Origin of the sequence: Anaeroplasma bactoclasticum, assembly GCF_003550015.1 — a bacterium.
In the GTDB taxonomy this organism is placed as follows: Bacteria; Bacillota_I; Bacilli_A; order Acholeplasmatales; family Anaeroplasmataceae; genus Anaeroplasma; species Anaeroplasma bactoclasticum.
On record NZ_QXEV01000021.1, the window covers coordinates 14,565 to 31,036 of the forward strand.

Sequence of the window (16,472 nt, forward strand, 5' to 3'; positions counted from 1 at the left end):
CAAAAGAATCATCAAAATAAAGAATTAGTTTTTTAATTCATATATTCCTTGAGAGAATACCCTTTTAAAACCAATAGATTTATAAATATGATTACTAATTGGATTTTTTTGATCTACATTTAATGTTGCTATTTTACCTAAGGATAGTATTTCATTTTTTAAATTATTCACAATCAGCTTCGCATATCCATTTCCTCTATATTCATCCTTTGTATATACATGAGTAATCCTATAAGAAGAATCGGTATCCTTAGAATATGCAGCCATAGCTCTAATTTCATCATTTATTTTAATGATTCTATAATTTTTAATATTTAATGCCATTTTATCTTTATTTGGAACATCATTTAGTCCACAATCTTTGATGAATCTTAATGTCATATTATAAATTTCATCTAAATCATTTAAAGAAGCAGAAGAAACTAAAGAAGAAGATTCCATTGTATATTCATTTGCTTCCATAAAATCCATTCCAATTACAAGGGTATATTCTTTATTTAATATATCCTTTGAAATTGGAATTAAAGAATCCCCTAAGATGGTCGGGCACATTACTCCCTTTAGCTCATATTCATTTTCATTAATGAATTTTAATAACTCATCTAAGCATTCCCTATCCCCATATAATAATAAATTAAATGGTTCTAGTTTAATTCCAATTAATTTCTTATTATTAATTTCTGATTTAATAATATAATTTGTTTTATTTGTTTCATTCATTGCATTTGCATCTAAATAAATAAGACTGCTCATATATTTATTTAAATCCAAGAATTCTTTATTTTCTAAAATGAAAGAATCTCCATCAAGATAAACTTTAATCATACTAAAACACCCCATTTCATATATTTCTATTATTATAGTACGATTAAAGAACTATTGCTAGAAAAAAGAAAAAAAGGCATTTTACAATGCCTTGGAATATCAGACTGGCCTGCCGGAAAGGATTCGAACCTTCGACCCACGGCTTAGAAGGCCGTTGCTCTATCCAGCTGAGCTACCAGCAGATTTAATGTTGCCTGATATTATGCGTTTTTTTCATAACGCCCATTCATTATATAACAAGAATAAAACCATTTCAAGTGCTTTTTTATTTTTTTTCTTTTGTTGTTTACTATTCCCTTTTTAGTAGCTTTTGTGATAAAATATCATAGAATGATAAGGGGGTATTTTTTATGGCAGAACGTGACTATATTGATGAGTTAAAACAAATACTATCATCATCGACCTTATCCGATGAGGAAAAGAAGAGTGAATTATTACAATACCATGAAAATGATATTGCAGATATGCTCGATGATTTAGATGAAGAACAAAGAAATGAGCTTCATAGAATTTTAGGTGATGAAATCTTCGGTGAGGTTTTACTTTATACAGAAGATATTGAAGATCAAATTTCATCCATGGAGCCTGCAGAGGCTGCCGATGTCATCGAAAAGATGGATGCCGACGATGCCATTGACGTACTAGAAGAGCTTGATGAAGAGGACAGAAAAGAAATCGTCAACTTAATGGAACCAGAAGCAAAAGAGGATATCCAAGACATCTTAAAATATGATGATGATGAAATTGGTTCAAAGATGACAAATAACTATGTAAGCATCTTAGTAACAAACTCTGTTAAAACTGCAATGAAGCGAGTTGTTGCGGAAGCTGCAGATAATGACAATGTATCTAATATTTATGTTGTTGATATTCAAGATAAGCTAGTTGGAGTTATTGAGCTTCGTGATTTAATTGTTGCAAGAGAAGGAATTGACTTAGGTACAATCGTAAAACAAAACTATCCATCCTTTAAAGCAACCGATAAGGTTGAGGATTGTTTGGTTCAAATGAGAGAATATGCTCTTCCATCTTATCCAATTTTGGATGAAAATGGTAAGCTTATTGGTGCTATCACCCACGATGACGTTCAAGAGGCAATGGACGAAGAGATGGGTGAGGATTACGCTAAGCTCGGTGGTTTGACCCAAGAAGAGGATTTAGACGAATCTCCATTCGCATCAGTTAAAAAGCGTATCCCATGGCTTTCTGTATTATTATTACTAGACTTACTAATTTCATTTTCCATGGCTAATTTTGAAGAGGTAGTTGCAGTCCTTGCAATTATTGCATTCTTCCAAACATTAGTTTTGGATATGGCAGGTAACGCAGGTACACAGTCTTTGTCCGTTACTATTCGTATGATTTCTACAAATGATGTAACAGGTAAAAAGATTGCAAAAACAATATTTAAGGAATTCTGTACAGGTATATTAAATGGTATTATCTTAGCTACAATTTCCTTTGGCTTTGTTATGCTTTACTTATTTATATTTAAAAAGGGTATAGTAAAGGATACAGAATATAATGTTATTCAAGCATTAACTGCATCAGGAATTGTAAGTATTTCACTTCTTATTGCGATGACAGTGTCATCTTTGGTTGGTTCTGTAATTCCAATTATCTTTTATAAGGTTAAGATTGACCCAGCCGTTGCATCAGGACCATTTATTACAACTATCAACGATGTTACCGCATTATTAATTTATTATGGCTTAGCTGCATTATTATTCTTCCAGATACTTGGAGTAGGCGCTTAGGCTAAATTGGAGGATTTATGAATAAACAAGAATTTTTAGAGATGAAGGATGAATTTGCCTTAATCATTTACAATTATGAAAAATTTTTAAAGGATTGTGTCTTATTAGATTATAAGTACAATGATCATTTTTATGAATTATTACAAAAGGTTAGATATTATGAGGTTGAAAATGGCCTATTAGTATCTTGCCTAAATGGAAAGAAGCAAGATCCTTCCTTTGATACAGAAAAGGTATATGATGATTTTAAGAAGGGCTATACTCAAGAGCTTGAGAATATGAAGAAAAAGCATGAGATTGCTCATATTGTAGTGCAGCATCAGGGTGATTTAACTCCTGAAGAAAATAAAGAATTTGAAGAAATGTATCAAAAATTTATTGCTGAAAACCATCCTGTAGTAAAAGCTTTAGTTACAGATGATGAAAAGCTTGCTTATGAAAAGCTAAAGGCCTTCTATTATGAAAATAATTATAAAGGCTTTAAAGAGGCATATGAGCTAAATAAGGATGTATTTAAGGAAGTAGAATATCCAGAAGATATATTTGCTAAAATTAGCCAGTATTATTATGATGTTCGTAAGAATATTGGTGCGGAATTCAACAAGCGTCAAAAGTCTTATCCTTTTGTAAAAAGAGGAGTATTCCAAGATGATATGACTATTGCTGAAGAGGATGCAAATTTAAAAACAAATTACAATAGATTATTAAGTGATAATAAGAAATTACATAATGATTTTTTAAATGTCTTCGGTAAGGATATTACATTAAATGAATTAATTAAACAGGCTTAGGCCTGTTTTTATTTTAGAAAATAAAAAAGTATTCTACTTAAAGAATACTTCATCAACAGTTTTTAAATAATTTAATCTTGGTAAATAGCCTTCTTTAATTAAATAGGCTCTTTCTTTAAATACAGAATAGGGAATGGATTTTCTTTCATCCTTTAATTTAGCATTTACCCAATATTCATTCGCTACTTCGAATGGTAATAAATAATATTCATTATAATAGCTCCAAGATACAATTAAAAATCCTATACCACCATGCTTAATGATAGATTCTAAATGAGTCATTTGGTGTGGATGTATATTGGAAAGTGGAAAAGCTGTTTTATTATGGTTTTCCTTTGCTTCAAAATCAATATATTTCCCCTTATATATACCATTATAATCCGTAGTAGAAGGAGTCTTATAATAAGCTTCTGTAATCACTGCCTTACTTCTCATAGGGTATTCTACTTTAACAATTTGAACTGGAGTTGGCTTTTTATGAATGACGGCATAATCATTATTTAAATAATATTCATTAGATTCATTGATTAACCCTTCTAAATCCATACCTAAATTAGCTTTAGCTAGGTTTGTATCTTTACTAGAGGCTTTTTGTTTAATTTGCTTTGTCACAGGTAAATTTGATTGATTTCTTACCTTTTTATTAGGAAAATTTAATGCCATTTATATCACCAAATCCATTTTAACACAAAAAAAGTTAGGGAAAAAGTGGTAATTCTTGCAAAAAAACGCTGTTGTAAACGTTTCATGCAAATATTGGGAAACGTTTACCATATTCCACTATAAAAAAATCGTATTATACTTATAGGTAATAGGAGGGATTGAAAAATGGCTGCAAAGAAGACAACTACTGCTACACAACAGGTAACAGTAAAGATTTCAGTAACTGCAAACGCTGAGAAGGTTTTTGTTGTAGGTAATACAGAAAGCCTTGGTGCTTGGGATGCTAAGAAGGCTGTAGCTTTAAAGGCTGTAGATGGCAAGTTCGAAGCTTCTAAGAAGTTTGATGCAGATGCTGTAGTTGAGTTTAAGGTTTTAGCTGCTAAGGATTGGGAAGCTGTTGAGAAGGGAATCTGGAACGAAGATCTAGAAAACCATACTTTCACAGCAACTAAGGGCTTAGTAGTTGAAGTTGGCGTTGACCACTTCGGCAAGTAATCTTAACGCAACAAATGGAAGGGGCACTTCGGTGCCTTTTGTTTTCGATATAGCTATTGTTTAATCTATAAAACCGATGTATAATAAGGCTAATTAAGATACGATTCTTAAAATAGAAGAAGGAGGTCGCCTAAATAGAGCAAAGGCAGTATTTTTTATTATGAGTAAGGTGAACTTTATTGCTCTTGGAGGAGTACAAGAGGACGGCAAAAACTTATATGTCATTGATGTCAATAATATGATTTTTGTTTTGGATTGTGGTATGAAATACCCAAGCCAGGATTCTTATGGTGTTGATATTGTCGTTAATGATTTAACATATTTATCTGAGAATAAAGATAGAATTCAAGGACTTTTCTTATCTCATGCACATATGGACCATATTGGTGGAGTTGTGCATTTATTAAAGGAAAAGCCTGATTTAAGAATATATGGTTCTAAGTATACTATTGCAGTATTAAATGATATTTTAAAGGATGATACAAATGATTTCAAAGAAGCCCAGCTTGAGGTTGTAACAGCGAAAACTGCGCTTAAATTTGGTGATATTACTGTTCGTTTTTTTGAAGTATCTCATAACCTACCTGAAAGCTTTGGTATAGCACTAAAAACAGAAGATGGCTATATCATCTATACAAGTAATTATAACTTTGACCAAAATTCCCATATTGATTATGCTCATATGTTCCGCTCCTTAGCTGTATTTGCTAAAGAAGGAGTATTAGCATTATTAACAGAATCCTTAGGTGCAAATAATGAGCAATCTAGAGGTACTATTTTAGAGTTTAAAACTAGAATTAAGAATGTATTTAATCAAAGCAATGATAGATTAATATTCTCCTTATATTCTTCGGATATTCTAAGAATTCAGCAAATTTGTGATATTGCAATTAGCTATGGAAGAAAGATTGCAGTTATCGGTAGAAAAACTCAAAAAATGGTAGCTCAAGCTATTAATTTAGGATATTTAAATATCCCAGAGGAGAATTTTGCTAATCTAAAATTTATTGATGAAAAGAATGGTATTACCAATGAGGATAAGGATTTAGTTATCCTAGTTACTGGTAATCGCCATGAGCCTTTCTTTATGCTACAAAGAATGGCTAAGGGTGTAGATAGATTAATTCATTTAACTAAAAATGATACAGTATTAGTGTTAACACCTCCAACCATTGGTACAGAAAAAATGGCATCTAAAACTTTAGATATCATTTATCATATTACTTCTAAGGTAATGGAATTTAATCAAACATTATTGCCTCAAATTAATGCAAATAGAGAAGAAATAAAAGAAATGATTAATATTTTAGAGCCTAAATATGTTATTCCTATTATTGGTGAATATAGACATCAATATGCCTTAAGAATTGTTGCAAATTGTATTGGCTATACAGATGAAAATATATTAATTCCAGATCAAGGAGATATCCTATCCTTCCAAGATGGTAAATATGTTGGAGTTATAGGTGATGTACCGGTTGCCGAAGTATTAATTGATGGTAAGGCATTTAAGGATGTTGGTGAGGTTGTAATGAGAGACCGTGAGCTTTTAGCTCAGGATGGTGTAATCCTTATTACAGCAAATATCAACCCAAGAACAAAAACTATTATTTTAGGTCCTGAGGTAGTAACTAAGGGATTCACTCATACAAAGGATAATGAATCCTTAATATCTAAAATTAAAGAATTATTCTATTTAGTTTCTGAAAAGTATTTATGCTCTAGATTTATTAACTGGAGTGAATATAAAACTGGCTTAAAAAATGAGATTTCTCATTATATCTATAAAGAAGCTAAAAGAAGCCCTATCATTATTCCTGTATTAATATCTACAGATTTAGATATGGTAAATAAAGTAACTATAGAAGAAGCAAAAAGCGAGAATTAATTAATTTTCTCGCTTTTTATCTTCTAACTTATTCAAAAAATCTAAATAATCCTTAATGGATTTTTCATAAGAGCTTGTATCCTTTGGATTATAATACTTTTTACCTAATAAAGTATCTGGCATATATTGTTGGTGGCAATAATCATGATAATAATCATGAGGGTATTTATATTCATATTTACCACTCTTTAATTCTTTATTTAAAATATGTGGTGGAATCTTCATTGAGGTTAAGGTTTCTAAATCCGCTAAAGCCTCATTAATAGCTAAATAAGTAGAATTCGATTTAGGGCTTGTTGCTAAATCTACAACAGCATAGGCTAAAGGAAGCCTTGCCTCTGGAAGCCCTAAGGATAATGCAGCTTCACAGGCTGCATAAACTCTAGGCCCTACATTAGGGTTTCCCAAGCCAATATCTTCATAAGCACTACACAATAATCTTCTAGTAATAAATAATAAATCCTCTGTTTGTAATAATCTAGCAAGATAATGAAGTGCGGCATCCGGATCAGATCCTCTAATGGATTTAATCATGGCTGATGCACAATCATAATAATATTCTCCCTCTTCATCAATTTGAAGAGCTTTTTTTCCAATTAGATTGGAAACATTATTTAAATTTAAATCCTCTTGATCTAGCATATTTGCAATCTCAAGCATATTTAGAGCACTTCGAATTTCACAAGAGGATACGGTTGCGATATATTCTAATATATCATCACCCATTTCCTTTAAGCCTTCATCTTTTATTGTTTTCTTTAAAAGAAGAACAACATCATGCTTATTTATTTCATTCATTCTATAAATATGACAACGGCTTCTTACTGCAGGATTTATACTTCTATAAGGATTTTCTGTTGTTAATCCAATAATAGTTAATGCACCAGATTCTACATAAGGTAATAAAAAATCCTGAACATCCTTTTTCATTCTATGAATTTCATCAATAATACAGATTGTAGATTCATAGAATTTTGTTGCATCAGCAATTTCTTTAAGCTTTTGTTTAGAATCAATAGAAGCATTAAAGGAAAAGCTAGATAATGGATAGTAAGATTCAATAATAGAGGCGATAGATGTCTTACCGCATCCTGCTGGTCCATATAATATCATAGAAAATAATGTTTTATTTTCTAGCATTTTTGTTATTACACCCTTTTTACCAACTAAATGGTCTTGACCAATAATATCATCAAATGTTTTTGGACGTATTCTATAAGCTAATGGTTTCACAAGTCTCACCTCTAAGATTTATTCTAACATACTTATATAAAATATGCTACAAATCGCTTTGAAAATGCTTTAAAATTTCGGTTTAAACTTTTCGAATATAAAATATTATGATATAATATTATATATTTTTGAATTTGGAGGTATGATTCAATGAATTTAAAAGATACAATTGTCACTATTCCTAACTTTCCTAAGGAAGGAATTATGTTCCGTGATATAACTACATTACTTGAAAATGGAGAGGCTTTTAAGCAAACAATAGAAGAATTAGCAAGCTTTGCAGAAGAGATGGGGGCAACAGTTATTGTTGGTCCTGAGGCTAGAGGATTCTTATTTGGTGCACCAGTTGCAGCTAAATTAGGATTAGGCTTTGTTCCTGTTCGTAAGCCAGGTAAGCTACCAAGAGCCCAGATTACTGAGGAGTATTCCTTAGAATATGGAACAAATACTTTATGTATCCATGAGGATGCACTTAAGAAAGGTGATAAGGTATTAATCATTGATGATTTACTTGCAACCGGAGGTACAGCACTTGCTGCTGCACATCTATGTGAAAAGACAGGTGCAAAGGTTGTAGGTCTTGCATTTGTTATTGACTTAGTTGATTTAAAGGGTAAGGAAGTATTAAAGGATTACCCTGTTAAAACATTAATTGAATTTGAAGGCGAATAAGCCATATCATAGACATTAAGGATAAGGAGGTGGTTCTTGTGATGATGGCAACTACATTTGAGGAGCTTGAAAAAATCTTCTCTACATATATCAGAAAACCAGAATCAAAAGCAATGATTAGAAAGGCATGGGATGTTGCAGAAAGCTTGCACAATGGGCAACTTAGAAAATCAGGGGAACCATATATCATCCATCCTTTAAATGTTGCATGTATTTTAGCTGAATTACATGTAGGTCCTGCAACAATATGTGCTGGATTATTACATGATGTTGTTGAAGATACAGCTGCAACAAAAGAAGATATCGCAAGAGAATTTGGCGATGATGTAGCTGAAATTGTTGATGGTGTTACTAAGGTTGGTCAAATTAAATTTGTAAGCCTAGAACAAAAACAAGTAGAAAATCATCAGCATATGCTACTAGCTATGGCAAAAGATATTAGAGTTATCGTTGTTAAGCTTGCCGATAGATTACATAATATTCGTACATTAAATGCTTTACCACCAGAAAAGCAAAGAAGAATAGCAAGAGAAACATTAGAAATCTATGCTCCTTTAGCTCATAAGATAGGTATGTTCCGTATCAAAGCCGAGCTTGAGGATACATCCTTAAGATACGTAGATAATGAAATGTATAATAAAATCTTGACTCAAATCAAAAATGATTCTTCAGCACGTATGTCTAATGTAGATCATACAATAGAAGAAATTAAAAGAGTCTTAGGTGAAAATGGTTTAACAGATTATCAAATTAAAGGTAGAATTAAAAATATTTATTCTATCTATAAAAAGATGGTAAACCAGAAAAAGGATTTTAAGGATATTTATGATATTCTTGCGATTCGTGTTATTGTAAAAACTGTTGGTGAATGCTACCAGGTATTAGGCTTAATTCATGCAAATTATACTCCAGTACCAAAGAGATTTAAGGATTATATTGCAGTTCCAAAGCCAAATATGTATCAGTCATTACATACAACAGTTATTTCTAATGATGGATTTACATTCGAAGTACAAATCCGTACAGAGGAAATGGATAAGATTGCTGAATATGGTATCGCTGCTCACTGGGCATATAAGGAAAATGTAGAATACTCTAAGGAAAGAGAGCAATTTGAAATTGCCCAAACCCTAAAGTGGTATGGAGACTTATTAAAATTCTCTGAAGAAGAAAATGCAGCAAGTGCATCTGCAGAAGAATATGTAGAAACTGTAAAAGAGGATTTATTAAATACAACAGTATATGTATATACTCCAACGGGTGAGGTTGTTGACCTACCTAAGGGTGCAACTCCACTAGATTTTGCTTATAAGATTCATACCAATATTGGTAATAAGACAGTAGGAGCTATGGTAAATAACCATATTGTACCACTTGATTATGAGCTTAAAACTGGAGATATTATCTCTATTAAGACAAATAAGAATTCCTTTGGACCTTCGGAAAACTGGCTAAAAATAGCTAAAACTACTCACGCAAGACATAAGATTAAAAGCTTCTTGAATAAGCAAAATCATGATATCTTGTTAGCTCAGGGTAAGGAGCTTGTTGATGATGAGTTTAGAAATCAAAAGATTATAAGCTATGATTTAGATAATGAATTTGCCCAAAAAGCATTCCAAAAAAATAATATCAATACGGTAGATGACCTATATTTAGAGGTTGCTAAAAATAATTTATCTGCTAAAACCGTTGTATCGAAATATTTAGGTACAAACGATCAAGCAAAATTAACCGAAGAAGCAATTTCACGTCAAATTGAAAGAAGTCAAAGAATATTGACTACCAACAGTGAAACTGGTGTTGTAGTAGAAGGATTAACAAATCCTCAGCTAAAGCTTGGTTCATGCTGTAACCCAGTACCAGGTGATGAAATTGTTGGATATGTAACTAAGGGTAATGGAATTGTTGTTCATAATTTATGCTGTAACAATATTTCTAATTTCCAAAAGGAAAGATTAATCCCACTTACTTGGGCAACAAACCCAGGAAGAAAGTATCCTGTTTCTATTAAGATTGAAGCTACAGCGAATATGAATTTATTAGTAGAAATTATGAATACTGTATCCGCATCGGGTATGTCTATTTTGGCAATTAACGCAAACCAAAATTCAAACCTAGAAGCTGTAGTTAAGCTTAAGGTTATGACAGATAGCCTATTATCACTTGAAAAGATGATAGTTAATTTAAAAAAGATTAAATATATTTATAATATCGAAAGAGATAACCATTAATGAGAGTTTTAATTCAAAGAGTAAAATATTCTTCTTGTACAATTGATGGTAAGGTGACAGGTAAAACAGATAAAGGCTTTATGCTTTTAATCGGATTTAAGACTACAGATACCTTAGCTGAACTTGAAAAATGCCAAAAAAAGGTTTTTGGTATGAGAATATTTGAAGATGAAAATGGAAAAATGAATAAATCACTTTTAGATGTAGGTGGGTCTATACTTGCAATTAGTCAGTTTACCTTATATGCCGATTGTAAGAGGGGAAATAGACCTGGCTTTACGGATGCAATGGAGTTTAATAAGGCAAGCGAGTATTATGATTTATTCGTTAAAATGTTAAGAGATTCAGGCTTACATGTGGAAACTGGAATCTTTGGGGCGGATATGAAAATAGAACTTTTAAATGATGGACCTGTAACTATTTTGTTAGATACAGATGATCTATAAAAGGGGGAAATTATGACACCATATGTTTTTAACCAAGATAGCTATGATGACCTATCTAGCTTATGTAAAGCATATATAGAAAATTTTGATTTAGGTATGGAAGATATCTATAACAATACAAAGGAACTAATTAAATTTATTAAAAGTAGAATTAGTGACAGAAGTAAAGTGAAAAGATATATCAATATTTTAGCGGAAACAAAATATAAAAGTAATGCATTAACTTTTATGATTTTTGAAATGAGTGAGCATAAAGAAATTATTATTGCAGGTGTAAAAATGGATTTACTTACCTATTTACAGGCATTAAGAGAAAACCCAGATCCTGCGAATAATATCTTATTTGCATTCTTAGAGGATGGAGGAATCACTAAAACATTTAGAGCACAGGGTGCTGACCCTAAGCTTTGTAGCCATTCTCGTGCAATTGAAAGAAACTTTAGAAATCCATTCACTTATAAATATTTAGTTGCATACTATGGATATGAAACAAAGGAATCCTTAGATGGTAAGGTAAGAAGTATTGCTATTAATGGTGAGGAATGCTTTAGAAGATTCTCAAGCCTTGCATCTAGTGAATCCTTCTTAATATCCTTAGCTCATAAGGCAGGATTCACAGATGTTATTGAAGCAGTAAATGATGAAAACCCAACCTTCTTTTCCTTAAAGCTTTTAAATAAGACAAGAGAAACAGAAGAAGAATATTTAAGAAGAATCGTTGATGGTTCATTCTTCTTTTGGATGGTAGATAATTTTGATAAGTATGACTATAAGCCAAAGGCTTTAAAGATTCATAAGAGATTTGTTGAAATTAAAAAGGAATATGATAGCTATAAGGATCAAATTCAAGCTAGAAAGATTTCATCTATTTCTTTTGATAACTATATGGATATTTCTAAAAGATTATATGTAAATTATTTATACTTTGTATCTGCTTATCAGAATGATTTAATTTCTGTTAAAAAGAAATATGATGCAGAAAAATATGATTTGAATAAACCATATGCAAAAACATATATTTGTCAAGATTATATGCAGGGTAAGGTTGTAAAATTATATTCAGAGCATCCAGAAGTAGGGCAGAAGGTTAATCCATTAACTGGTGAGGTTATTGAAGAATCTAGAAATATAGATTCACTAGATGATGTATCTAATGATGCACCAGAATTAATATTACCAGAGGATAAGAAGAAGGAATATGATATTAAACGTCAAAAAAAGAATCTTTTAGGCCAATATGGATTTTCCAATGTATCTATTATTATTGGATTATTATTATTAATTCCAATAATTCTTATGGTTGTATTTTATAAATTCTTAAATACAGGTAGTGGTAAGATAGGAAGCCTTGCTTCAAACTATGGCATTATTCTTAATTCTTACTCTTTATATATTACTTTAGGCTTAATGGTATTATTATTCTTAGCTGGAGGCTTAACTATGCTTTCTAATAAGAAGAGTCAATATTCATTAAAGAAATATGATAATTTAGTAAATAATATTAATCCTAAGGATTTTTATCCTGAAGAAAAGATTTTATATAATCAGGAAAAGGAATCCTTAAAGAAGCAATCCTTTAAGGCATTCTCTTTACCTACATTCTTTGTACAAATTGGTTTAGGTGTAGCAATAAGCTTTTTAGCTTTATTCTTAGTTGCATCTATTACTGTACTAATACCTTCACTAGGACAGTTTTCTTTAAAGGTTACAGATACAGAATGTATTCTTGTATCTTCCCTAGGATTAATATTTGGTATTCTATTTGGAATGATTTTTCAGAAAAAGAATGCTATTATGAGTGTTTTATTTTCAATAACTGTACTTGCAATATGTACAGCAGTTGTTTTGGTTATGTAATTGGATAGGGGATATTTATGAACGTTTATATGATAAGCCTTGGCTGTGCAAAAAACCAGGTAGATACAGAAATGATATTAGGTGCTTGCAAAAATGATATTACATTAGTAAAGTCACCTGAAGAAGCTAATTTAATATTAATTAATACCTGTGCTTTTATTGAGCCTGCAAGAAAAGAAGCAATAGATACAATTCTTCAAATGGCAGATTACAAAGAAAATGGCGCAAAGCTTATTGCACTTGGATGTCTTCCTCAAAGATATAAGGATGAAATTGCAAAGCTATTACCAGAAGTAGACCGCTTTGTAACCATTGATGAATATAAGGATATTGCAAATATTGTTTCTAGTGTTTGTAATTCTAGCTATAAGATTAGAGGAGAGTTTTCTCCTTTAAATCGTATTTATTCTACTCCATCCTATATGAGATATATTAAGATATCTGAAGGATGCCAAAACCATTGTGCATTCTGTGCAATTCCATTAATTAGAGGAACTCTAAGAAGTAGAACAATAGAATCTATTGTAGAAGAAGTTAAAAATGAAGTAGCACAGGGTGTATATGAAATTAATTTAATTTCTCAGGATACTACTAAATATGGATATGACTTATATGATAATAAATATATGATTGTTCCACTTTTAAAAGAGCTAGTTAAAATTCCTGGAGATTTTAAGATTAGACTATTATATTTATATCCTGATATCGTATCTGATGAATTAATTGATTTTATTAAAAATAATGATAAGGTAATGCCTTATTTTGATATTCCTATTCAGCATTCTGAAGACCATATTTTAAAGAAGATGGTAAGAAGAGGAAATAGAGAATATATGCTAAATTTATTTAATAAGATTAGAAAAGAAATACCTTCTGCAATTATAAGAACTACTTTAATTGTTGGTTTTCCATATGAAGAGGAATCGGATATCGATAATCTAATTGATTTTATGAATTTAGTTAAATTTGATCGTCTAGGTGCATTTACCTTCTCCTTAGAAGAAGGTACAGCCGCAACACATTATCCAAATATTATTCCTGAAGAGGTTAAGCAAAAAAGATACGAAAGAGTTATGGAGGCTCAAGCTAACATTGCTTTAGAAAAGAATAAGGCAATGATTGGTAAAGTAATTGAGGATGCCTTTATTATTGGATATGATGAAGAATCATTCATGTATGTTGCAAGAAGCTATGCTTATGCCCCAGATGAAGTGGATGGTGCAATCTTTGTTGCAGCACATTATGAGCTAGAGCTTGGACAAAGAGTTAAGGTTAAAATTATGGATTGTGATTCCTATTCCTTAACTGGTGAACAGTGTGAATAATATATTTTTATTTGATATCGATGGAACACTATCTATTAATGGGATAATTCCAGAATCTGCAAAGGATATCATTAAAACAATAAGAAAAAAAGGTGATTTGGTATTACTTGCAACTGGCAGATGTAAAGCTCAGCTAGATGGAGTATTATCTAAAATAGAAGTTGATGGAGCCATCATGAATAATGGTGGCTATATTGCTGTATCAAATGAAATTATTTATAAGAATCCTATTGATAAAAAGGCTATAAGAAGACTTATGGATATGGGATATCATGTAGCTATTTTAAATGAATATCACTATGCTAGAATAGAAGATCATAAAATATTTATGGAATTTGCAGATTATTTTAATGTAGATGCTGCAAGATTATTACCAAGTGATGTATTTTTGGAAGAATGCTATTCCTTAGGTGTATATACATATTATCCAGAAAAACTAGATCTAAATATATTCCCTGAATTAGATTTTGTAAAAGTAGCGCCTTTAGGCTTTGATGTTATAAGCCATAATGTGTCTAAAGGTAGCGCAGTTAAGATTATAAAGGATAAATATCCAAATACAAGAATTATCGCATTTGGTGATAATTATAATGATATAGAAATGCTTAAAGAAGCAGATATTTCTATTGTAGTTCCATCTGCGCCTAAAGAGGTTAGAGATATCGCATCCTTTATAACAAAAGCCCCACTAGAAGATGGCATTTCTTATGCAATTAAGGAGTATTTAAAATATGAAGATTAATGTTGTATTATATCATCCTGAAATTCCTCAAAATACAGGAAATATTATGCGAAGCTGTGTAGGATTTCACGCAAAGCTTCATTTAATAAGACCATTAGGCTTTAAGCTTGATGAAGCAAGAATGAGAAGAGCAGCTCTAGATTATTTTGATTATTTAGAGTATGAAGCATATGATAATTGGGATGATTTTAAAAGTAAAAATAAAGGTAAATTTTATTATTTAACTCGTTATGGACATAAATCCCCATCAACTATCAATTTTAAAGAGGATTCTAAGGATAATGATATTTATCTAGTCTTTGGTGCTGAATCTACAGGAATTGCATATGACATATTAAAGGATAATTTAGAGGATTGCTATAGAATTCCTACAACAGATAAAATAAGAAGCTTAAATTTATCGAATTGTGCAGCAATTATGCTATTCTTAGCATCAGAAGCAATTAATGATGATACAATCGTTGTAACACATGAACCTGACACAATGAAGGGCGAAAACTTTATTGATGATCTAGATTTAAAAGAATTAGATATCATTCATAGAGAATATGATCATAAAGGAGATAATTAATATGGTATTAGATGCAAATAATTTTAAAGAATTCATTTCTAAAGATGAAGTAGTATTAGTAGACTTCTTTGCTACTTGGTGTGGACCATGTAGAATGCTTGCGCCTATCTTAGAAGAGATTAATGAAACTGGTATTGCTTCAGTTGGTAAGGTTGATGTAGATACTGAAGAAGCAATTTCTATGGCTTATGGTATTCAAAACATTCCAACCCTAATCGCATTTAAAAATGGTAAAATCTTAGGCAAAAAGGTAGGCTTTATGCCAAAAGAAAAAATAGTTGAATGGATCAATAGCTTAAAATAATAAGCTTGACACTAAGTGTCATGAGCTTTTCCTGTATTACTCTAAAACACAACACATATGTTCAATTTTCAAAGAAAGTATAGGATGTATTATTTATGTTTGAATCTCCCTAAGGGAGATTTTTTTCGATTTTTAAAGATAAATACTATCCATAATCTTTTCTTACTTTTAATTTCAGGTTATAATTTAATAAATAATACGATAGAAAGAAGATGAATAATATGTCAGTAAACTTAAACCAAGGATTAAGGAATTACCAAGAGAGTGTTACACACCAAATAGGTTCTTTAAATGTTACAATTAATCTATGTCCATCTGCTTCCAATATCTTAATTCAAATCCCTACATTGAATACTATTGGTGTACATATTATGTCACCAATTCTTATCTATAATTATCAATTAAGAAGTAGTGGTGGAGTATTTTGGGGAGCTAAATTAAATTACTTCCCAACACTATATAAGAATGGGAATGATTTTTATATTCATAATCCAGATGGAATGATAGATCATTATTCTGGATATAATAATATGAATTTAGAAACAGATTCTTATATATCCTATACATACCCTGGAAGAGATTTATATACATTAATCGATAAATATGGAAATAAAATAGAATATTTAGAATGTAATTATAGCCTTCCATATAGAATTCTTTATAAGAATG

The 16,472-nt window shown here is 30.8% G+C and carries 15 protein-coding genes, 1 tRNA gene and 1 pseudogene; 13 read left to right on the forward strand and 4 right to left on the reverse strand.

The window, feature by feature from the left end:
- Positions 1 to 24: 24 nt before the first annotated feature.
- Together EI71_RS07570 and EI71_RS07575 are read right to left on the reverse strand one after the other, a co-directional pair.
- Positions 25 to 825 (reverse strand): GNAT family N-acetyltransferase, encoded by an 801-nt coding sequence (locus tag EI71_RS07570; protein ID WP_162849874.1) that lies wholly within the window; start codon positions 823 to 825, stop codon positions 25 to 27.
- A 105-nt stretch (positions 826 to 930) separates the two neighbouring features.
- Positions 931 to 1,007, reverse strand: a tRNA-Arg gene (locus tag EI71_RS07575).
- A gap of 168 nt (positions 1,008 to 1,175) precedes the next feature.
- On the opposite strand from EI71_RS07575, the gene mgtE reads away from it, so the two are divergent.
- The gene (mgtE, locus tag EI71_RS07580; RefSeq protein WP_119016654.1) at positions 1,176 to 2,582 is read left to right on the forward strand and encodes a magnesium transporter; all 1,407 of its coding nucleotides are present in this window, start codon (positions 1,176 to 1,178) and stop codon (positions 2,580 to 2,582) included.
- 17 nt (positions 2,583 to 2,599) lie between these two features.
- A complete protein-coding gene (locus EI71_RS07585) occupies positions 2,600 to 3,373 on the forward strand; it encodes a hypothetical protein (RefSeq protein ID WP_119016655.1) in 774 nt (257 codons plus the stop codon).
- 33 nt (positions 3,374 to 3,406) lie between these two features.
- Here the strand turns inward: EI71_RS07585 and recU are convergent, their stop codons facing one another.
- The gene (gene recU, locus EI71_RS07590; RefSeq protein ID WP_119016656.1) at positions 3,407 to 4,036 is read right to left on the reverse strand and encodes a Holliday junction resolvase RecU; all 630 of its coding nucleotides are present in this window, start codon (positions 4,034 to 4,036) and stop codon (positions 3,407 to 3,409) included.
- Positions 4,037 to 4,201: 165 nt separating this feature from the next.
- Between recU and EI71_RS07595 the strand changes: the two genes are divergently transcribed.
- Complete coding sequence (locus EI71_RS07595; RefSeq protein ID WP_119016657.1) at positions 4,202 to 4,531, forward strand: CBM20 domain-containing protein; 330 nt, start codon at positions 4,202 to 4,204, stop codon at positions 4,529 to 4,531.
- Between the two features lie 160 nt (positions 4,532 to 4,691).
- Positions 4,692 to 6,419, forward strand: coding sequence for a ribonuclease J (locus tag EI71_RS07600; RefSeq protein WP_119016658.1), 1,728 nt, complete (start codon positions 4,692 to 4,694; stop codon positions 6,417 to 6,419).
- Here the strand turns inward: EI71_RS07600 and EI71_RS07605 are convergent, their stop codons facing one another.
- Positions 6,420 to 7,652 (reverse strand): replication-associated recombination protein A, encoded by a 1,233-nt coding sequence (locus EI71_RS07605; protein ID WP_119016659.1) that lies wholly within the window; start codon positions 7,650 to 7,652, stop codon positions 6,420 to 6,422.
- Positions 7,653 to 7,802: 150 nt separating this feature from the next.
- Here EI71_RS07605 and EI71_RS07610 point away from each other — a divergent pair, with 150 nt between their 5' ends.
- From EI71_RS07610 to EI71_RS07650, 9 genes and pseudogenes are all read left to right on the forward strand, one after another.
- The gene (locus EI71_RS07610) at positions 7,803 to 8,324 is read left to right on the forward strand and encodes an adenine phosphoribosyltransferase (protein ID WP_119016660.1); all 522 of its coding nucleotides are present in this window, start codon (positions 7,803 to 7,805) and stop codon (positions 8,322 to 8,324) included.
- A gap of 41 nt (positions 8,325 to 8,365) precedes the next feature.
- Positions 8,366 to 10,558 carry a RelA/SpoT family protein gene (locus EI71_RS07615; RefSeq protein ID WP_119016661.1) on the forward strand — a complete coding sequence of 731 codons (2,193 nt, stop codon included), beginning with the start codon at positions 8,366 to 8,368 and terminating at the stop codon, positions 10,556 to 10,558.
- Positions 10,558 to 11,004 (forward strand): D-aminoacyl-tRNA deacylase, encoded by a 447-nt coding sequence (gene dtd / locus EI71_RS07620; protein ID WP_119016662.1) that lies wholly within the window; start codon positions 10,558 to 10,560, stop codon positions 11,002 to 11,004. The genes EI71_RS07615 and dtd overlap by 1 nt, the downstream gene beginning before the upstream one ends.
- Positions 11,005 to 11,016: 12 nt before the next feature.
- Positions 11,017 to 12,861 carry a hypothetical protein gene (locus EI71_RS07625; protein WP_119016663.1) on the forward strand — a complete coding sequence of 615 codons (1,845 nt, stop codon included), beginning with the start codon at positions 11,017 to 11,019 and terminating at the stop codon, positions 12,859 to 12,861.
- Between the two features lie 17 nt (positions 12,862 to 12,878).
- Positions 12,879 to 14,186 (forward strand): 30S ribosomal protein S12 methylthiotransferase RimO, encoded by a 1,308-nt coding sequence (gene rimO / locus EI71_RS07630; protein ID WP_119016664.1) that lies wholly within the window; start codon positions 12,879 to 12,881, stop codon positions 14,184 to 14,186.
- Entirely contained in the window at positions 14,179 to 14,928 is a 750-nt protein-coding gene (locus EI71_RS07635) for an HAD hydrolase family protein (RefSeq protein ID WP_162849875.1), read from the forward strand. The genes rimO and EI71_RS07635 overlap by 8 nt, the downstream gene beginning before the upstream one ends.
- Complete coding sequence (locus tag EI71_RS07640) at positions 14,918 to 15,499, forward strand: tRNA (cytidine(34)-2'-O)-methyltransferase (RefSeq protein ID WP_119016666.1); 582 nt, start codon at positions 14,918 to 14,920, stop codon at positions 15,497 to 15,499. The genes EI71_RS07635 and EI71_RS07640 overlap by 11 nt, the downstream gene beginning before the upstream one ends.
- A gap of 1 nt (position 15,500) precedes the next feature.
- Entirely contained in the window at positions 15,501 to 15,803 is a 303-nt protein-coding gene (trxA, locus tag EI71_RS07645; RefSeq protein WP_119016667.1) for a thioredoxin, read from the forward strand.
- Between the two features lie 212 nt (positions 15,804 to 16,015).
- Positions 16,016 to 16,472, forward strand: a pseudogene (locus EI71_RS07650) (hypothetical protein); the annotation flags it as partial.